Origin of the sequence: Cytobacillus sp. FSL R5-0569 (assembly GCF_038007265.1) — a bacterium.
Taxonomy (GTDB): Bacteria; Bacillota; Bacilli; order Bacillales; family Cytobacillaceae; genus Cytobacillus; species Cytobacillus kochii.
Genome location: NZ_JBBOWW010000001.1, coordinates 3246309 through 3265585, shown reverse-complemented (window position 1 = coordinate 3265585; position 19277 = coordinate 3246309). Strand labels below are relative to the sequence as shown.

20 protein-coding genes are annotated in these 19277 nt (G+C 36.9%); 17 read left to right on the top strand and 3 right to left on the bottom strand.

Going from position 1 to position 19277, the window contains the following annotated elements:
• Positions 1–18: 18 nt before the first annotated feature.
• Genes aroE through MKX78_RS16550 form a run of 6 tightly spaced genes read left to right on the top strand, consistent with a single transcriptional unit; the run spans position 19 to position 3411 of the window.
• Positions 19–864, top strand: a complete 846-nt coding sequence (gene aroE / locus MKX78_RS16575) for a shikimate dehydrogenase (protein WP_307312833.1) — start codon at positions 19–21, stop codon at positions 862–864.
• Positions 851–1141, top strand: a complete 291-nt coding sequence (yhbY, locus tag MKX78_RS16570) for a ribosome assembly RNA-binding protein YhbY (RefSeq protein WP_095372491.1) — start codon at positions 851–853, stop codon at positions 1139–1141. The genes aroE and yhbY overlap by 14 nt, the downstream gene beginning before the upstream one ends.
• 22 nt (positions 1142–1163) lie before the next feature.
• Entirely contained in the window at positions 1164–1733 is a 570-nt protein-coding gene (locus tag MKX78_RS16565; RefSeq protein WP_095372492.1) for a nicotinate-nucleotide adenylyltransferase, read from the top strand.
• Entirely contained in the window at positions 1723–2289 is a 567-nt protein-coding gene (gene yqeK / locus MKX78_RS16560) for a bis(5'-nucleosyl)-tetraphosphatase (symmetrical) YqeK (protein ID WP_095372493.1), read from the top strand. The genes MKX78_RS16565 and yqeK overlap by 11 nt, the downstream gene beginning before the upstream one ends.
• Positions 2290–2293: 4 nt before the next feature.
• On the top strand, positions 2294–2650 hold the full coding sequence (gene rsfS / locus MKX78_RS16555) for a ribosome silencing factor (protein ID WP_095372494.1): 357 nt from the start codon (positions 2294–2296) through the stop codon (positions 2648–2650).
• Positions 2650–3411, top strand: a complete 762-nt coding sequence (locus tag MKX78_RS16550; RefSeq protein ID WP_095372495.1) for a class I SAM-dependent DNA methyltransferase — start codon at positions 2650–2652, stop codon at positions 3409–3411. The genes rsfS and MKX78_RS16550 overlap by 1 nt, the downstream gene beginning before the upstream one ends.
• A gap of 74 nt (positions 3412–3485) precedes the next feature.
• Here MKX78_RS16550 and comER read toward each other — a convergent pair whose 3' ends face one another.
• Positions 3486–4310: a late competence protein ComER gene (comER, locus tag MKX78_RS16545; protein ID WP_095372496.1), complete on the bottom strand. Its 825-nt coding sequence runs from the start codon at positions 4308–4310 to the stop codon at positions 3486–3488.
• Between the two features lie 91 nt (positions 4311–4401).
• Here comER and MKX78_RS16540 point away from each other — a divergent pair, with 91 nt between their 5' ends.
• The 3 genes from MKX78_RS16540 (at position 4402) to MKX78_RS16530 (ending at position 8075) form a co-directional block, all read left to right on the top strand.
• A complete protein-coding gene (locus tag MKX78_RS16540; RefSeq protein ID WP_095372497.1) occupies positions 4402–5025 on the top strand; it encodes a helix-hairpin-helix domain-containing protein in 624 nt (207 codons plus the stop codon).
• 85 nt (positions 5026–5110) lie between these two features.
• The gene (locus MKX78_RS16535; RefSeq protein WP_095372498.1) at positions 5111–5671 is read left to right on the top strand and encodes a ComE operon protein 2; all 561 of its coding nucleotides are present in this window, start codon (positions 5111–5113) and stop codon (positions 5669–5671) included.
• An 85-nt stretch (positions 5672–5756) separates the two neighbouring features.
• Positions 5757–8075 (top strand): DNA internalization-related competence protein ComEC/Rec2, encoded by a 2319-nt coding sequence (locus tag MKX78_RS16530; protein ID WP_307312839.1) that lies wholly within the window; start codon positions 5757–5759, stop codon positions 8073–8075.
• Positions 8076–8220: 145 nt separating this feature from the next.
• Here MKX78_RS16530 and MKX78_RS16525 read toward each other — a convergent pair whose 3' ends face one another.
• Positions 8221–8355, bottom strand: coding sequence for a YqzM family protein (locus tag MKX78_RS16525; RefSeq protein WP_095372500.1), 135 nt, complete (start codon positions 8353–8355; stop codon positions 8221–8223).
• A 340-nt stretch (positions 8356–8695) separates the two neighbouring features.
• On the opposite strand from MKX78_RS16525, the gene holA reads away from it, so the two are divergent.
• Complete coding sequence (gene holA / locus MKX78_RS16520; RefSeq protein ID WP_341051628.1) at positions 8696–9730, top strand: DNA polymerase III subunit delta; 1035 nt, start codon at positions 8696–8698, stop codon at positions 9728–9730.
• Positions 9731–9797: 67 nt separating this feature from the next.
• On the opposite strand, the gene rpsT is transcribed toward holA, so the two are convergent.
• A complete protein-coding gene (rpsT, locus tag MKX78_RS16515) occupies positions 9798–10061 on the bottom strand; it encodes a 30S ribosomal protein S20 (protein WP_095372502.1) in 264 nt (87 codons plus the stop codon).
• 246 nt (positions 10062–10307) lie between these two features.
• On the opposite strand from rpsT, the gene gpr reads away from it, so the two are divergent.
• The 7 genes from gpr (at position 10308) to dnaK (ending at position 19199) form a co-directional block, all read left to right on the top strand.
• Positions 10308–11426 (top strand): GPR endopeptidase, encoded by a 1119-nt coding sequence (gene gpr, locus MKX78_RS16510; RefSeq protein WP_341051626.1) that lies wholly within the window; start codon positions 10308–10310, stop codon positions 11424–11426.
• 65 nt (positions 11427–11491) lie between these two features.
• Positions 11492–11785, top strand: a complete 294-nt coding sequence (locus tag MKX78_RS16505) for a DUF3679 domain-containing protein (protein ID WP_095372504.1) — start codon at positions 11492–11494, stop codon at positions 11783–11785.
• Between the two features lie 421 nt (positions 11786–12206).
• The gene (gene lepA, locus MKX78_RS16500; RefSeq protein ID WP_095372505.1) at positions 12207–14042 is read left to right on the top strand and encodes a translation elongation factor 4; all 1836 of its coding nucleotides are present in this window, start codon (positions 12207–12209) and stop codon (positions 14040–14042) included.
• Between the two features lie 188 nt (positions 14043–14230).
• Positions 14231–15364: a radical SAM family heme chaperone HemW gene (gene hemW, locus MKX78_RS16495; RefSeq protein ID WP_341051624.1), complete on the top strand. Its 1134-nt coding sequence runs from the start codon at positions 14231–14233 to the stop codon at positions 15362–15364.
• 262 nt (positions 15365–15626) lie between these two features.
• Entirely contained in the window at positions 15627–16658 is a 1032-nt protein-coding gene (hrcA, locus tag MKX78_RS16490) for a heat-inducible transcriptional repressor HrcA (protein WP_095372507.1), read from the top strand.
• 82 nt (positions 16659–16740) lie between these two features.
• Complete coding sequence (gene grpE, locus MKX78_RS16485; protein WP_341051622.1) at positions 16741–17334, top strand: nucleotide exchange factor GrpE; 594 nt, start codon at positions 16741–16743, stop codon at positions 17332–17334.
• 29 nt (positions 17335–17363) lie between these two features.
• Positions 17364–19199 carry a molecular chaperone DnaK gene (gene dnaK / locus MKX78_RS16480; protein ID WP_095372509.1) on the top strand — a complete coding sequence of 612 codons (1836 nt, stop codon included), beginning with the start codon at positions 17364–17366 and terminating at the stop codon, positions 19197–19199.
• The last annotated feature ends 78 nt before the right edge of the window (positions 19200–19277 follow it).

Below are 19277 nucleotides of genomic sequence, written 5' to 3'. Positions count from 1 at the left end.
TCAAAGGGGAGAAGAAGAGTGGAGAAGTTTTATGCAGTAATTGGGGATCCTATTGCACATTCGATGTCACCTGTGATGCATAATGATTTATTTCAGTACTACGAAATGGATGCGCATTATTTACCGTTGCATATTCAATCGGAAAATCTATCGGATGCCATAAAGGGCTTAAGGGCATGTGGTATTGCAGGATTTAATGTGACTGTGCCACATAAAGAGACTATTATGGCGTATTTAGATGAACTAGATCCTTTAGCAGAAGCAATAGGGGCAGTAAATACTGTCATTCACAGGGATGGAAAGTTAATTGGCTATAATACGGATGGAACGGGTTTCCTCCGGGGGCTGAAAAACCATCAACCACAGTTTAGTGAAAATAAAATATTGGTAGTAGGTGCAGGAGGGGCTGCTAAAGCTATTGTCTATGCTTTAGCACAAGCGAGTGTTTCCCATATCACAATTGCCAATCGCACCGTTAATCGTGCAGCGCAATTGATTGCTGATTGTCCGTATGATGTAGATATGCGAGCATTGACATTGGATGATGCAGCACATAAACTGGACGAATATGATTGTATCATTCAAACGACTTCGATTGGAATGTCACCGAGAATGGATGAAAAACCACTTAATCTTAATCTTATGCGTGAAGACGTTTTTGTTAGCGATATTATATATAATCCATTTGAAACAGCCTTTTTAGCAGAAGCAAAAGCAAAGGGAGCCCGTGTACAAAATGGACTAGAGATGTTTGTTTATCAAGGAGCGTTAGCGTTTGAGTTATGGACTTCTCAAATGCCAGACACGGAACGAATGAGAAGAAATGTGGAGCAACAATTAGGAGGAAATTATGTTAACAGGTAAGCAAAAGAGATATTTAAGATCAGAAGCACATCATTTAAACCCGATTTTCCAAGTGGGAAAAGGCGGCGTAAATGATAATATGGTGAAGCAAATTGCGGAAGCATTAGAAGCAAGAGAACTATTAAAAGTAAGCATCTTACAAAACTGTGATGAAGATAAGGATACTGTAGCCGAATTGTTAGTTAAAGGAACTAAAGCGGAACTTGTACAAGTGATTGGCAATATGATTGTGCTTTATAAACAATCAAAAGAGAATAAACAAATTAAATTACCTTAAACGATCCTGTGGGGGGAAAAGGATGAAAAGAATAGGAATCCTAGGAGGTACATTTGATCCTCCTCACTTAGGTCACTTAATTATCGCTAATGAAGTATTGCATGCAAAAGACTTAGACGAGATTTGGTTTATGCCTAACCAAGAGCCACCTCATAAAAAGAAGAGTTACTTTTTAAGTAATGAAGATAGAGTAGCATTATTAAGAAGAGCGGTTAGTGATCATCCACAATTTCAAATAGAATTAGTAGAATTAGAAAGAAAAGGTCCTTCTTACACTGTTGATACGATCAAGATCTTACATGAAAGAGAGAAAGATACAAAATTTTTCTTTATTATTGGCGCGGACATGGTTGAGTATCTGCATAAATGGCGTGATATAGATTATTTACTTGATCTTGTTACTTTTGTAGGTGTAAAGAGACCAGATTATCAATTAACGACCAAATATCCCGTTGATTATGTTGAGATTCCTGAGATTGGCATTTCATCTACTTTGATTAGAGAACGCATGCAAAATGGAAAGACAATTAAGTATTTAGTGCCAGATAATGTCCGCACATACATGGAGGAGAATCACCTATATGAACCGTGAACAGGCATTAGAGATTGTCAATGAACAATTAACAGACCATCGATATCAACATACTATTGGTGTGATGAACAGTGCCATTGAATTGGCAGAAAGATTCGGAGCAGATGTGAAGAAAGCTGAAATGGCCGCCATTTTTCATGATTATGCTAAATTTCATCCTAAGGAAGAAATGAAAGCGTGTATCATAGCAAAAGACATGCCTTCAGACTTACTAGAATATAATAGTGAGTTATGGCATGCACCAGTGGGCGCATATTTAGTCGAAACGAAAGTTGGTATTACTGATTGTGAAATATTAGAGGCAATACGCTATCATACTTCAGGGCGAGCTAATATGTCATTATTAGAGAAAGTTGTGTATTTAGCGGACTATATTGAGCCGGGTAGGCATTTTCCTGGTGTTGAAGAAGTGAGAGAACTTGCACAGCGTGATTTGGATGAAGCATTAATTCAAGCTGTGAAAAACTCTATTCTTTTTCTAATGAAAAAAAATCAATCAGTCTATCCGCTCACATTAACGATGTACAATGATTTAGTGATGAATAGAAAGGGTTGATGATATGTCAGAAAAACAATTACTTACAACAGTTGTTAAAGCAGTAGACAGTAAGAGAGCAGAAGATATTGTGGCACTAAATATGAAAGGAATCTCGTTAATAGCGGATTATTTCGTTATTTGTCACGGGAATTCAGATAAGCAAGTGCAAGCTATTGCTAAAGAGGTAAAAGACAAAGCTGAAGAAAGCGGCTATGAAGTCAAAAGAATGGAAGGGTTTGATGAAGCACGCTGGGTTTTAGTTGACTTAGGGGATATCGTTGCACATGTGTTCCATCGTGATGAAAGAAGTTATTATAACTTAGAACGTCTTTGGGGCGATGCAAAAACGGAAGATATTAAAAGTGAGCTGCAACCGTAATGAGTTATCAGCAATTTGCTTATCTCTATGATGGATTAATGGTAGATGCACCTTATGAAAAGTGGGTATCCATTGTTGCATCACAGTGTAATCTTCATCAATTAAAAGGTAAGCGCCTCCTAGATCTTGCTTGTGGAACAGGTGAGCTGTCTTTGCGATTGGCTAAAAAAGGATATGAAGTGACTGGGGCTGATTTATCAGACAATATGCTTGCGGTTGCACAAAGAAAAGCAGCGAGCGAAGCCCTGTCAATTCAATTTTTAGAGCAGGATATGTCCCAATTAGATGAAATTGGTTGCTATGATATCATTACTATTTTTTGTGATTCATTGAACTATCTCCAATCAGAAGATGAAGTAAAATCTACCTTCTCAGGTGTATATGAACATTTAGCTGATGACGGTTTGTTTATGTTTGACGTGCATACCGTTCATAAAATTGATGATTTGTTTGTTAATCAAACGTTTGCCCTGAATGAAGAAGACGTAAGTTATATTTGGCAAAGTTTTGAAGGGGAATTTCCTCATAGTGTGGAACATGATTTGTCATTCTTCGTCCTTGATGAAAAAATAGGCACATACAAACGATATGATGAATGCCATTTTCAGAGAACGTATGAATTTGACGTATACAGACAGTGGTTGAAAGAGGCAGGTTTTGAAATAACTACTTTTTTCGTTGATTTTAATGAGAAAAATAGAGAAATGAACGATGCTGAAAGATTGTTTTTTATTTGTAAAAAGCTGAAAAACAGAATATAAACAAAGAAAAGTCCCGGAAAAAATTCCGAGACTCTTTTTTTGTTAGAAGGGTTATGGCATTTTTTATAGAACTATTAAATAGTTGTATATTGCGTTTTAACCAGGTTTATATCCTCAGTAAACTTTGAGTGAGTCGCTTGGAACAAGTGTTCAAACATATCTCCTAACTCTTTTTCAAGTATCTTTATGCCTTCGCCAGTAACTCCGCCCTTTACACACACCTTTTCTTGTAAAGTAGGTAATGTATAATGTCCTTGGCGCAACAATTCCCCTAAACCTATCAGCATTTCACTAGCTAATTTTGTGGCTGTGTCATTATCTATCTTTGTTTCCTTAACGGCGGCATCGATAAATCGTTGGGTTAAGTAACTAAAAAATGCAGGACCACAGCTAACGATATCTGAAGCCACTCTTGTAATATTCTCCTCAATAATGGTAGGGACAGAAATTTGTTCAAACAGCCATTGAATACTTTCTCGCCATTCTTTTGAGCAATGATCTCCATATGTGACTAGAGAGACACCAGCTAATGCTCGGTTCGTAATACTCGGAATGACTCTTGCACTTGAACAGTACAAGACAGACTCTAATTGATTTACTGCAATAGGACTTGTAATAGAGATGACGCATTTGTCTCTATTTAGACTCGGTTGAATGGTTTGAATGACTTCGTAAACATCATGCGGTTTGACACACACGAAAATAAGCGAAGACATCTTTGCAGTTGTCAGTGCATCTCGTGCCACATTGATATCTGGATATGCTTTTTTTATCTCCAATGATTTTGCAATGGTACGGTTTGTAATGGTAATGGAAGAAGGGGAAACAGCTTTGCTATCAAGCAAGGCTTCTGTCAAAATTCTCCCCATATTGCCTGTGCCAATTATACCGATATTCAAAATACATCCCTCCTTCGCCAACAAAAAATGACTCCTATTAAAAATATGAAGTACCAGTTGAAATTATGTCTATTGAAAGGAATTGATGAAAATGGAATGGGTGAAGCAATACGCCCTGTATATTGTAATAGCCGCTGGATTCATTGTTGGTGCTTTATGTATGTGGTTGCTCTCCCCACTTCTAAATCAAAACAATACGGTTGAAGTGGAAAATGAATGGTTGCTTGATGATAAAGGTTTTGAAGAAGGGGGGGAAATATCTCAAGAAGAAGAAGAGAATTATTCAGATGATGATGTTATGGTTGACATTAAAGGAGAAGTCAAAGACCCTGGCGTCTATGAATTAAAAAGCACCCAGCGTATTGTAGATGCTATTCAAGTTGCAGGAGGGTTTCTAAGTGAAGCGGATCAAAAACAAGTCAATCTTGCTCAGAAACTGACAGACGAAATGGTTATCTATATTCCAAAAGTGGGGGAAGAGGGCGTGTCGTCATTACCGCCGTTAAACGAGGGTAATGATGGGAAAATCAATTTGAATCAAGCAACGATTGAACAGCTTGAAACACTGCCAGGGATTGGCCCTTCAAAAGCAGAAGATATTCTTTCGTATAGAGAGGAAGTCGGCTCTTTTAAAGCTATTGAAGATTTAAAAGAAGTATCAGGAATTGGAGAAAAAACGTTTGAAAAACTAAAAGATCTAATAAGTGTTAATTGATTAGATGAAAATGGATTTGACCATACATGTATGGTGTGATTAAACTAAAATATGAGGATGTTTTTAAAAAAGGGAGAGACGTACAATGGACAGAATTTCTTGGGATCAATATTTTATGGCACAAAGCCATTTACTAGCATTAAGAAGTACATGTACACGATTAACTGTAGGGGCAACAATTGTTCGCGATAAACGAATGATCGCAGGTGGATATAATGGGTCAATCACAGGTGGCGATCATTGTATTGATGAAGGGTGCTACGTCATTGACAATCATTGTGTTAGAACAATACATGCGGAGATGAATGCGATTTTACAGTGCGCGAAATTTGGTGTACCAACAGAGAATGCAGAAATTTATGTAACTCATTTTCCATGCTTACAATGCTGTAAAGCGATTATTCAAGCAGGCATTAAAAAGGTATACTATGCAGAGGACTATAAAAATCATCCATATGGGATCGAGCTATTTCAACAAGCTGGAGTCTCGTTAAAGAAAGTACCTTTCGATCAACAACAGTTAGATGCAAAAGCAACAGAAAAGAACGACTTAATTAAGAAGTTATTGGTTGAAATTAGAGACTTAAAAGGTGAGAACGCTCTAGATGCTCAATTAAAAGAAGAAGTAGAAACAATTTTAAAATAATTGATGGATGAAACGGTTTATTAGGTAGCGAGCCGTTTCATCCTCTTGGTGTACAATACTATTCTAAATGGGTGGTGAGATTTCTTTGCCAGGGAAATGGTTTTTTTGCTCCCTTGTCGCGATTTTTTCACTCTTATCTTCTTTCTCCTCTTATTTTTATTTCATACCCCTTTTCCTATTTTTTCTCTTTAGTATTTTTACAAGGTATCTTTCTCGAAGACTGACATTATTATTTATTTTATGTAGTGTGTTATTTTTCATTAGAGGTTATGTTGCTTCTTATGATAATGGGACTGATATAAGAAGTGAAAGGACTGATTTCACGCTGACCTTTACTCATGGATGGGTCATTGATGGAGATCATCTCTCTGCTCAAGCGATCGATCAACCTTCAAATGAAAAGCTCGTATTTACATACTATATTCCATCTAAGGAAGAGAAAGACTCACTGGAGAAGGTAACGAGTACAGGTCTGATATGTAATGTGATGGGCAAACTAGAAACTCCGCAAAAAGCAACAAATTTTCATAGCTTTGATTACCAACAATATTTAGAGCGCAAAGGTATTCACTGGCAAATTCAAACTGACCAATTTGATTTACGAAGCTGCCAAATGGGCAATACGAATATCGTTACACAAATTTGGCAATTGCGGGAAAAAGGGATCCAATACGTGAGTAAGTATTTTCCAAATGAGACCGCACCACTAGTGAATGCTCTAGTTTATGGAGACCGATCGCAATTAGATGAAACCGTTGAAACAGCTTATCAAAGATTAGGCATTATTCATTTATTAGCTATTTCAGGTATGCATGTAAGTTTATTAGCTGGAATGCTCTTATTTGTGGGCTTAAGGCTAGGTGTGACAAGACAGCATATGTTGATGATTTTAGTGGGTTTGTTACCGATCTATGGCATCCTTGCCGGAGGAACACCTTCAGTGATTCGAGCTGTAGCAATGCTTATGTTCGCAGCGCTTTTTAAGATTTTTTTGTCAGCTATGAGAACGCAAGATGTGTTATGTATTGTATTTGTTTGTTATTTATTAATTAACCCATTTATTCTTTATGACGTTGGTTTTCAGCTTTCTTTCACAGTTACTTATGTTTTACTTTTGTCTTCTTATTCTCTCCTCAAAAGACGTACCTCTCCTATAAGATCTCTTTTTATAATATCCTTTATTTGTCAATTATCAGCAACGCCAATATTACTTTATTCCTTCTATGAAATCTCAATCTTCTCCCTCGTCGCTAATATACTCTTTGTACCCATTTTTTCTTTTGTTATTCTCCCGCTATTTCTGTTCTTATTGGCTTATCATATGATTGTTGGAACTTGGGCTTGGTTTCCGATTCAATGGATAAATACATTACTAGAGCGAATGAATGATTTGAGTTTAACAATAGCGGATTTTCCCCAGGCTGTATTAACATTAGGAAGACCCTCTTTGTGGCTTATTCTGCTCTATTTAATAGCAATCAATCTTTTCTTCTTACAATGGGAGAAAGGGGAGGGGAGAAAGAATTTTCTATTAGCAAGCATTGCACCTTTTTTCGTCTTTTTCATTCACTATCTCACTCCTTATTTTTATTTTACAGGTGAAGTATCCTTTATTGATGTAGGGCAAGGGGACAGTATTTTCATTCGTTTACCTCATAACAGGGGGAATTATTTAATTGATACTGGGGGAGTACTTTCGTTTGATAAAGAGGAATGGCAGGAAAGAACCGGCGCATTTGATCCTGGGGAAGATATCGTTGTGCCTTTTTTGAAAAGTAAAGGCATTAGGAAAATTGATAAACTGATTCTTACACATGGTGATAGTGATCATATGGGTGGTGCACCAGCTGTTTTGTCTATGATTGAAGTAAGTGAGATATTACTCCCGATTACGAAGGAAAGAAGTGCGTTAGAAACAGAGATAATAAAGATAGCTCACACAAAACAGGTTAATGTACGGCAGGTAAGTGCTGGAGTACGTTGGCGTATGAAGACTGAGGAATTTCAAATTCTTATGCCGTTTGATAAAACAGCAAATAATAAAAATGATGGGTCTATCGTGCTTTATGCTGTCATAGGAGGATTAACATGGTTATTTACTGGTGATTTAGAAGAAGCTGGGGAAGCGAAGCTAGTCAATAAATATGAAAGGTTATCTGTTGATGTATTAAAAGTGGGACATCACGGAAGTAAAACTTCGACGACTGAGAAGTTTCTTGATGGAGTAAAACCTAAACTGGCAGTTATTTCAGTTGGTAGAAACAATCGTTTCGGTCATCCAACAGAGGAAGTGTTGCAGAGGTTAAGAAATCATCAAATTCCAATAGTAAGAACTGATCGTCATGGCGGAATTACTTATGTTTTTTTCAAAGGTAACGGAACCTTTTCAACTGTCCTACCATAGGATATGTTATGCCCAGACAATAGAAAACAACTTAACTTTCTTTTCAAAAAATAAAAAAGACTGCAAGCGTAATGCAGTCTCTTCCGAAAGCTCGATGTCAATGCAAAATTGCAGAAGTATGTATCTGCTAATGAGCCTTCAAGGGTTATGCGCCGATTGCTTTAATTGCGACCGCAATGACAAATAGAATGGTAAAGAATCCGAAAGAAGCAACGAATCCCATTGCGGAGTCACCAATATCGTGACGTTTCGATTGGACATTTTTTTCAAATTCGTTCACAGTCAACCCTCCTATTTCCTTAATTAGTATAAGTGATTTCCATGAAAAAATCTACACTTCTAGAAATGCTTTTCCTTTACTTACATGAGTTGACAGCGATAATTCAGCGACTGTCATGACATATTATAAGTATAAGGGTGCACCGCTTCAGCAAGAGTATCCTAGGCCTCTTGCTTGCAAGCGTTTCTATATAGATTGTTTGAGAAGCGCCTTAAAAAGCGCTTTTCTTTATATTTATTGGTATTATAAGCAGCGTACATTCTTTTCATTCCACTTGTCAAAATCGATTTGCTTCTATAGGATAGATAGTACTTATAAAAAATGATCGGAGCGAGAAAAAGTGGTTTTTGATATATGGAAGCAAATTAAAGCAAAAAGCTTCTCATCTGTATATTTATTATACGGTACCGAGCCTTACCTTATAAATGAAACGAAACAATTATTAATAAATCATGCGTTACTGCCAGAAGAACTTGACTTCAATTTGTCTACCTATGATTTAGAAGAAACGCCTATTGAAGTTGCGCTTGAAGACGCTGAAACGTTTCCTTTTATGGGGGAGCGCCGTCTTATTATTTTACATAATCCCTATTTTCTAACAGCGGATAAAGGGAAAGCGAAGGTAGAGCATCAATTAAATGCACTTGAGAATTATTTGAAAGATCCTGCTCCTTACACGATTCTCGTATTTTCAGGCGCATATGAAAAGCTAGACGAGCGTAAAAAGTTAACGAAACACATCAAAAAAAGCGCTGCAGTGTTAGAAGCGAAACAATTGAATGAGAAAGAGCTACATTTTTGGATGCGTGATCGTGCATCCAAAAATGGCGTACAGATTGATGAAGAAGCAATCAATCTTCTACTTACACTATCAGGTATGAATTTATTTATGTTAACGAGCGAAATGGATAAGCTTGCTTTATATGGAAGTGATGAAAGACGTATTACGGTTGAAATGGTGGATCAATTAGTGTCGCGGTCTTTAGAACAAAATATCTTTACACTTGTAGAAAAAGTCGTCCATAGAGATATAGAAGCAGCATTAAGAATTTTTTATGATTTATTGAAGTTAAATGAGGAACCTATCAAAATTTTGGCAGTCATTACAAATCAGTTTCGTCTCATTTACCAAGTGAAAGAATTGTCTAGAAGAGGTTACGGACAAAATCAGATAGCTGGATATATTAAAACGCACCCTTTTAGAGTGAAACTTGCCGCCGGTCAAGCGAGACTTTTTAGTGAAGAAGAGTTATCGCAAATCATGGATATTCTCGCAGATGCGGATTATCAAATGAAAACCGGAGGAATGAACAAGCAATTATTAATTGAGTTATTCTTATTTAAATTAAATAAACGGGATATGGAAGTTCTATAAATAATCTTTTATATGTAATGAAAAAAAGCTATCCATCATGCGGATAGCTTTTTATGATTTCTACAAATTAAGCATTTGCAGTATTCATTCTTTTCATTAAACGAGATTTCTTACGAGCAGCAGCATTTTTATGGATAAGTCCTTTTGCAGCAGCTTTATCTAGTTTGCTTGCAGCTAGTGCAAAGCTTTCAGCAGCATTTGCATCGTTATTAGCAATCGCAGCTTCAGATTTTTTCACTGCAGAACGCATGTTAGACTTAGCTTGAATGTTACGTGCATAGCGTGCTTCGTTTGTTTTAACACGTTTGATAGCAGATTTAATATTTGGCATTCCATTCACCTCCTACAAAAAAGGCATCGAATTTTTATGAACTCGATATTTGTATTCATCATTAATATAAATTCAGAACAAGTGATATTCTATCAAAACTGAGACAATAAATCAATACAAAACGAGGAAATCCATCTTCTCCTTCACTGTAGAAACATATTGTTCACATATAAAACATGCATGATTTGAACAAGTGGTGGTCATCCTAAAACTACAATAATACGCAAAAAAGGTGGTCGTTTGGCTTTGAATGAGAAGTTGGATCTAAGCAAATATGGGATAAGAACGGACTTAGCAATAGAAGCTCGTGAGGTCGTATTAGAAAACCAAGGAATACAAGGTGAAGATAATCAGTCCCAAATCGAAGGCGTTATTATTAAAGAAAAAGAAAAAGAGGGCATGAAAATCTCTTATGTTGAAGTGACTGAACAAGGAAGTGAAATGCTAGGGAAAAAACCAGGTAAATATTTAACAATAGAGGTACAGGGGATTAGACAACAAGATACGGAAACGCAACTGCAAGTGGAAAAGCTATTTGCTAAAGAAATGGCCTACTTTATTAAAGACCTAGGTATTGGCCCTAATGATTCATGTTTAATTGTTGGTTTAGGGAACTGGAATGTTACCCCAGATGCGATTGGACCCGAAGTATGTGAAAACCTACTAATTACTCGGCACTTATTTGAGTTACAGCCAGAGAGTGTAGAAGGTGGCTATCGTCCTGTCAGTGCGCTTTCGCCTGGTGTAATGGGTTTAACGGGTATTGAAACGAGTGACATTTTGTTTGGCATTGTTGAGAAAACGAAGCCGGATTTTGTCATTGCCTTGGACGCTCTAGCAGCAAGGTCAATTGAAAGGGTCAATTCTACTATCCAAATTTCTGATACAGGGATTCATCCCGGTTCAGGTGTAGGCAATAAACGAAAGGAAATTAGTAAAGAAACTTTAGGTGTACCTGTTATTGCAATTGGAGTACCAACTGTTGTTGATGCCGTTTCAATTACAAGTGACACAATTGATTTTATCCTCAAGCATTTCGGAAAGGAACTGAAAGAAGGGGACAAGCCTTCTCGCTCACTAATACCGGCCGGAATGACATTTGGAGAAAAGCGAAAGCTATCTGAAGAAGATTTACCCGAGGAGAAAGAGCGACAAACATTTATGGGTATTGTGGGTACTTTACCTGAGGAAGAAAAACGTAAATTAATCGGAGAAGTATTATCTCCATTGGGACATAACTTGATGGTGACCCCAAAAGAAGTAGATGTGTTTATAGAAGATATGGCTAATTTACTAGCTAATGGATTAAATGCAGCTCTCCATTCTAAAGTAAATCAAGAGAATACAGGCTTTTATACGCGATAAAAAGGTTCTATCTTTTCTATTCTTTTCATACAATCTATTACTAGAATGAGGGAAAGGTGATTCGAATGAAAAGATTCATGGTCGCAACTATATTAATTATATCTCTTATGTTCATTTCTGTTTTGTTTGGTATGAAGCAAGCGAATCATGCAATGGTAGAGATGAGTGCGCTAACAGTCGGGGACGATAGGGGCGCATCCACACACGACTTACAAGGTAAGCAAAAACAATTAGAGGAGATGAAGTCCTTTAATCTCTTTTCATCTATAGGTAAGTCCATATCAGAAGGAACTCAAGCCATTACAAGAACAGGTATTGATATGGTAGTTGATAAGGTACAAGAAAAAGATGAGGAGTAATAGAGCATTCCCTAGGTGGATTCGAGGATCCGCCTAGGCCTAATAAAAAAGTTCAATAATCTCAGATAAAACAATTCCCCAACTAGCTTTTCAATTCTTACACAAGAAATGAAACTCCGATTGAATCTGTACACCCATTCATGAATTTCGTTGAATCTTCCATTTTGTACTGCTATAATCAACAATATGTATGTCTTTTCGATTAGAAAGAGAAGCAAGTAAATAAATGAAGTACATATCATCCACTTTTTAAGTGCTAAGAAACTTGGCTAACAATAATGATTGTAATCGTTGAGAGAAGGATCGTATCGTATAGAGACTTTGTGCAGCCCAGACAATTAGTGTACTTACTAGTGAAAACTGTTGTGAACCATACACATATGTGTGATTTGCGCTTTTATATAGGAGTGAAGAAAGTTACATGAACAGAGAAGAGAGACTGAATAGGCAATCTAGGATCCGTAATTTTTCCATTATTGCTCATATTGACCATGGGAAATCTACGTTGGCTGACCGTATTTTGGAAAAAACAAATGCACTTACTGCGCGGGAAATGAAAGACCAGCTCCTAGATTCTATGGATTTAGAGAGAGAACGTGGCATTACGATTAAATTAAATTCTGTACAACTCAAATATAAAGCTAAGGATGGAGAAATTTATACCTTCCATCTAATTGATACGCCAGGGCACGTCGATTTTACATATGAAGTGTCCAGAAGTTTAGCTGCATGTGAGGGTGCAGTATTAGTCGTTGATGCTGCTCAAGGAATAGAGGCGCAAACGTTAGCTAATGTATACTTGGCATTAGATAATGATTTAGAAATATTACCTGTTATTAATAAAATAGATTTACCTAGTGCCGATCCAGAACGTGTGAGAAATGAAGTGGAAGAAGTCATTGGACTCGATGCTTCTGAAGCTGTTTTAGCATCTGCCAAAGCGGGAATTGGGATTGAAGATATTCTAGAGCAAGTGGTAGAAAAGGTTCCGGCACCTACTGGAGATCCCGATGCACCCCTTAAAGCGTTAATATTCGATTCGTTATATGATGCTTATCGTGGGGTTGTTGCTTATATCCGCGTCGTTGATGGAACGGTTAAAGTAGGCGACAAAGTTAAAATGATGGCTACTGGTAAAGAGTTCGAAGTGACCGAGGTTGGTGTGTTTACACCTAAATCGACACCAATGGATGAGCTTTCCGTTGGAGATGTTGGTTTCTTAACGGCAGCAATTAAAAATGTAGGCGATACACGTGTTGGTGATACGATTACAAGTGCAAAGAATGGTGCAACAGACCCGTTGCCTGGTTATCGTAAACTGAACCCGATGGTCTATTGTGGACTTTATCCGATTGATAGTGCGAAGTTCAATGATTTACGTGAAGCACTTGAAAAACTAGAACTGAATGATTCTGCTCTTCAGTACGAGCCTGAGACTTCCCAGGCACTTGGATTTGGGTTCCGTTGTGGATTTTTAGGTTTATTGCATATGGAGATTATTCAAGAAAGAATTGAGCGCGAATTTAAGATTGATTTGATTACAACTGCACCAAGTGTAATCTATGATGTCATGCTAACAGATGGGACAGAGTTGAAAGTTGATAATCCATCAGATATGCCGGATGCACAAAAAATTGACAGAGTAGAAGAACCTTATGTAAAAGCAACGATGATGGCACCAAATGAATATGTTGGGGCGATTATGGAACTGTGTCAATTAAAACGAGGCAATTTCATTGATATGCAATATATGGATGAATCACGCGTGAATATTGTATATGAAATTCCTTTATCAGAAATTGTTTATGACTTTTTTGATCAATTAAAATCAAATACAAAAGGGTATGCGTCTTTTGATTATGAATTAATCGGTTATCGCCCATCCAAGCTAGTGAAAATGGATATTTTATTAAATGCAGAGAAAGTTGATGCCTTGAGCTTTATTGTTCATAGTGACTTTGCTTACGAACGAGGAAAAGTGATAGTTGAAAAATTAAAAGAACTTATTCCGCGTCAACAGTTTGAAGTCCCTATTCAAGCAGCTGTTGGACAAAAGATAATTGCTCGTTCAACAATAAAAGCGATGCGCAAAAATGTCCTTGCAAAATGTTATGGTGGGGATATTTCCCGTAAAAGAAAATTGCTTGAAAAGCAAAAAGAAGGGAAAAAACGCATGAAACAAGTGGGGTCAGTTGAAGTACCGCAAGAAGCATTTATGGCTGTATTAAAAATGGATGATAATAATACAAAGAAATAAAATAAATTGCTTTATTAGGATAGGTTAGGTATGCTTTCCCATAGGCGTATCCTAGCCTATTTTTTTCCGTTTTAAATTTTAAAATAGAAGCAGAAACAAAGAGACTAAAATTGGAGAGTCTAAAGATTGTTTTTGCTAGACTCATCACTAGATGATGAGAAACCTAAAAAAGTAAGGTTGTGAAAGTAATGATTCAAGCGGCATACCTTCATATACCGTTTTGTGAGCATATCTGTCACTATTGTGATTTTAATAAAGTGTTCTTAAAAGGACAACCAGTAGATGAGTATCTACAATATTTAGATAAAGAAATGGAAATTACGATGAACAGCAGCGACTACGCTCCTTTTAAGACTATATTTGTCGGAGGAGGTACACCGACTGCTTTGAATGAAAAGCAACTTGCAACTTTTCTAGAGTCAATTCGCAAAAGATTACCTCTTGCTGGTGAGTATGAGTTTACGTTTGAAGCTAATCCAGGGGACTTGTCATACGAAAAACTTAAGCTTTTGTATGATTATGGGGTCAATCGATTAAGCTTAGGTGTACAAACATTTAATGATCAATTGTTAGAGAAAATTGGTAGAGTACATCGGGCGAAAGATGTATATCAGTCAGTGGAATCAGCAAAAAAAGCTGGCTTTAAAAATATGAGTATAGACCTTATTTATAGTTTGCCTACTCAAACGATGGCAGACTTCCAAGAAACTTTAACCACTTCCTTTCAATTAGATGTTCAGCATTATTCTGCTTATTCTCTCATCATAGAGCCAAAAACAGTATTTTATAACCTTATGCGTAAAGGTAAACTTCATACCCCTGGGGAGGATGTTGAGGCAGCCATGTATGAGTTATTAATGGAAAAAATGAAAGAGAATGGCTTTGAGCAGTATGAAATTAGTAATTTTTCTAAACCTGGCTTTGAAAGTAAACATAATTTGACCTATTGGAATAATGAAGCTTATTTTGGGTTTGGTGCTGGTGCCCATAGCTATGTGGAAGGTTATCGTCGCTCGAATTACGGTCCTTTAAAAAAATATATGGAACCATTAGATCAAAATGAGTTGCCTATTATGGATATACATGAAGTAACGAAGAAGGAGAAAATGGAGGAAGAAATGTTTCTTGGACTTCGGAAAACACAAGGTGTTTCTATGAAAGAGTTTAAGGATAAATACGATATAGATATTATGGAGGTATTTCGCGAAGAATTACTAGGACATGAACAGAAGTCTTTACTAGAAATAAAAGGTGATTCTATTCAATTAACAAAGCAAGGCCGACTGTTAGGCAATGAAGTTTTTCAATCATTTATTAAATGATTAGAACGGTAAAAGCTACCGCTCTATTTCGTTGATCAGGTGGTACGTAGAAAGAAGCAAAATATGTTGAAATCATTGTATTCTAAACAATGATCAAACGAGTGGTACATTCAACATTCTTCCTTGAATGATGGTTTGTTGTCTTTCTTTTAATAATTATGATGGAGATAAGGCGCAAATGATTGACACTCGCTCCTAGATTTGATAATTTATTATTAGATTTAGCACTCATTAAATGAGAGTGCTAACAGAGGTGATTACTGTGTTAACAGATCGTCAATTGTTGATATTCCAAGTGATTGTTGATGATTTTATTCAGACGGCACAGCCGGTTGGCTCAAGAACATTATCTAAGAAAGATGAAATTTCTTTTAGCTCGGCGACAATTAGGAATGAAATGGCTGATTTAGAGGAGCTTGGTTTTTTAGAAAAAACACATACCTCATCAGGACGAATACCTTCTGAGAAGGGGTATAGATACTATGTCGACCATCTTTTATCCCCGCAGCGACTAAATAAACGTGAAGTAGTACAAATGAAAAGTATTTTCAGTGATAAGATGTACGAATTAGAAAAAATTGTACAAAAATCAGCTAAAATCCTTTCAGAAATGACGAATTACACTTCAATCGTTTTAGGTCCGGCAGTGAAGGAGAATAGGTTAAAAAGAATTCAAATCGTTCCATTGAATGATCACACAGCCATTGCAATTATTGTGACAGATACTGGGCATGTGGAAAATAGAATGTTTCATTTTCCTGAATCCATGAACCCAGCAGATATTGAAATGATGGTAAATATTTTAAATGATCGTTTAGTGGGTGTACCAATTGAACATCTAAATCAAACGATTTATAAAGAAGTTGCCATAGTTTTACGCCAGCATATCCAACATTATGACTTTCTTTACCACTCAATTATCGATACGATTCAAATGCCTGCAAATGAGAAATTGTTCTTTGGTGGGAAAACGAATATATTAAGTCAACCCGAGTTTCATGATATAGACAAGGTAAAGGACTTACTTTATATGATTGAGCAGGAAGAAGGAATATATGATTTAATACGTAATCATTCCTCAGGTATTCGAGTGAAAATTGGTACCGAAAATAAAAATTCTGCGATGGATAATTGTAGTTTAATTACCGCAAGCTATTCTATTGGTGCAGAACAATTGGGAACGATTGCTATATTAGGACCAACCAGAATGGAATATTCCAGAGTCATCAGTTTGCTACAATTTTTAAGTAAAGGCTTATCTTATGAGTTGACAAGGCTGTATCAAAACGAATAACCCTGGAAATATTGAATAAGGGTGGAATTCGCTTCCACCCCTTTAACTATGAACCCAATAGCATTTAAGGGAGGTGAAAAAGTTGGCAGAAGAAAAAGAGACTCTACAAGAAGAGGTAAACAAATCCGAGCAAGAAAACATTCAACCAGAAGAAGTTTTTGGTGAAGCTGCTGACACTCAATCTGAAGGTGATTCATCTGAAGTAATCAGTGAGGTTTCTGCGCTGGAAGCTAAGGTGGCAGAGCTTGAGAAAAAGGTGGAAGAGGCCGATAATCGTTATTTAAGATTACAAGCTGATTTTGATAATAGCAGACGTCGTGCGAAGTTAGATCGTGAAGCGTCTGAAAAATATAGAGCGCAAAGCTTAGTATCAGATTTATTACCAGCCCTTGATAACTTTGAAAGAGCACTGCAATCTAATTCAGACGATAGTAGCGTGCAATCATTGCTACAAGGTATGGAAATGGTTTATCGCAGTTTAATCGAGGCGTTGAAAAAAGAAGGCGTTGAACAGATTGAAGCTGTAGGCCAAGTATTTGACCCTCAATTCCATCAAGCTGTTATGCAGGTGGAAGAAGAAGGCTACGATTCTAATGTAGTCGTTGAAGAATTTCAAAAAGGTTATTTACTGAAAGACCGTGTCATTCGACCGGCAATGGTTAAAGTAAATCAATAACTACATATTATGTAATGGAGGTATAGATCATGGGCAAAATTATTGGTATTGACTTAGGAACAACAAATTCATGTGTTGCTGTGCTTGAGGGCGGCGAAGCAAAGGTAGTTCCAAATCCTGAAGGAAATAGAACAACGCCATCAGTTGTTTCTTTCAAAAATGGTGAACGTCAAGTAGGGGAAGTAGCTAAACGACAAGCAATTACGAACCCGAATACAATTATTTCAATTAAACGCCATATGGGAACAGATTATAAAGTAGAAGCAGAAGGTAAAGAGCTTTCTCCACAAGAAGTATCTGCAGCTATCCTTCAATACTTAAAAGGCTATGCTGAAGATTATCTTGGAGAAACAGTTGATAAAGCTGTTATCACTGTTCCTGCTTATTTTAATGATGCTGAGCGTCAAGCAACAAAAGATGCGGGTAAAATTGCGGGGTTAGAAGTTGAACGTATCATTAACGAACCAACTGCTGCCGCACTTGCTTACGGTATGGATAAAACGGACGAAGATCAAACGATTTTAGTATATGACCTTGGCGGTGGTACTTTTGACGTCTCTATCCTTGAATTAGGAGATGGCGTATTTGAAGTAAAAGCAACTGCAGGTGATAATCGACTAGGTGGAGATGACTTTGACCAAGTGATCATTGACTACTTAGTGGAACAATTTAAAAAAGAAAATGGTATTGATTTAGCTAAAGATAAAATGGCTCTTCAACGTTTGAAAGATGCAGCTGAAAAAGCGAAAAAAGACCTTTCAGGTGTTACTTCTACGCAAGTTTCTTTACCATTTATCACAGCAGGTGAAGCTGGACCGCTTCACTTAGAAGTTACTTTATCAAGAGCAAAATTTGATGAGCTTTCTGCAGATTTAGTTGAACGCACAATGGGACCAACTCGCCAAGCGTTAAAAGATGCTGACCTTTCTCCATCAGAAATTGATAAAGTCATTCTTGTTGGTGGTTCTACACGTATTCCAGCTGTACAAGAAGCGATTAAAAAAGAAACAGGTAAAGACCCACATAGAGGGGTAAACCCTGATGAAGTCGTAGCGATGGGAGCTGCCATTCAAGGTGGTGTCATCACTGGTGATGTGAAAGACGTTGTTTTACTTGACGTGACTCCACTTTCACTAGGTATTGAAACAATGGGTGCGGTATTCACGAAGCTAATTGAACGTAATACAACAATCCCAACATCTAAATCACAAGTATTCTCTACAGCTGCTGATAACCAATCTGCTGTTGATATCCATGTACTTCAAGGTGAACGTCCAATGGCACAAGATAATAAAACACTAGGTCGTTTCCAATTAGGAGATATTCCACCGGCACCACGTGGTGTACCACAAATTGAAGTATCATTTGATATCGATAAAAACGGTATTGTTAATGTTCGTGCGAAGGATCTTGGCACAAATAAAGAACAAGCTATTACAATCAAATCTTCAACAGGTCTTTCAGATGAAGAAATCGATCGTATGGTGAAAGAAGCTGAAGATAATGCAGAAGCGGATAAACAACGTAAAGAAGAAGTTGAACTTCGCAATGAAGCAGATCAATTAGTTTTCACTACTGAAAAAACATTAAAAGATCTTGAAGGTAAAGTAGAAGAAGCAGAAGTGACAAAAGCAAATGAAGCGAAGGATGAATTGAAAGCTGCCATTGAAAAAGGTGACTTAGAAGACATTCGCACGAAAAAAGATGCACTTCAAGAAATCGTTCAAGCTTTGACTATGAAGTTATATGAAGAAGCACAACAACAAGCACAAGCAGCTCAAGGTGCAGAAGGCGATGCATCTAAAAAAGCAGACGATAATGTGGTAGATGCAGAGTACGAAGAAGTAGAAGACGATAAAAAATAATTTTAAAGTCCTAACAAAAGTCAAAGTCAGGTATTACTTGGCTTTGGCTTTATTTTTGCATTAAAAAGTTCATTATTT

Coding starts and splice junctions, on each gene's coding strand:
- yhbY (WP_095372491.1), top strand. CDS start 851: ATGTTAACAGGTAAGCAAAAGAGATATTTAAGATCAGAAGCACATCAT.
- yqeK (WP_095372493.1), top strand. CDS start 1,723: ATGAACCGTGAACAGGCATTAGAGATTGTCAATGAACAATTAACAGAC.
- hemW (WP_341051624.1), top strand. CDS start 14,231: ATGATTCAAGCGGCATACCTTCATATACCGTTTTGTGAGCATATCTGT.
- rpsT (WP_095372502.1), bottom strand. CDS start 10,061: ATGCCAAATATTAAATCTGCTATCAAACGTGTTAAAACAAACGAAGCA.
- rsfS (WP_095372494.1), top strand. CDS start 2,294: ATGTCAGAAAAACAATTACTTACAACAGTTGTTAAAGCAGTAGACAGT.
- MKX78_RS16535 (WP_095372498.1), top strand. CDS start 5,111: ATGGACAGAATTTCTTGGGATCAATATTTTATGGCACAAAGCCATTTA.
- MKX78_RS16540 (WP_095372497.1), top strand. CDS start 4,402: ATGGAATGGGTGAAGCAATACGCCCTGTATATTGTAATAGCCGCTGGA.
- MKX78_RS16505 (WP_095372504.1), top strand. CDS start 11,492: ATGAAAAGATTCATGGTCGCAACTATATTAATTATATCTCTTATGTTC.
- MKX78_RS16550 (WP_095372495.1), top strand. CDS start 2,650: ATGAGTTATCAGCAATTTGCTTATCTCTATGATGGATTAATGGTAGAT.
- dnaK (WP_095372509.1), top strand. CDS start 17,364: ATGGGCAAAATTATTGGTATTGACTTAGGAACAACAAATTCATGTGTT.
- MKX78_RS16565 (WP_095372492.1), top strand. CDS start 1,164: ATGAAAAGAATAGGAATCCTAGGAGGTACATTTGATCCTCCTCACTTA.
- lepA (WP_095372505.1), top strand. CDS start 12,207: ATGAACAGAGAAGAGAGACTGAATAGGCAATCTAGGATCCGTAATTTT.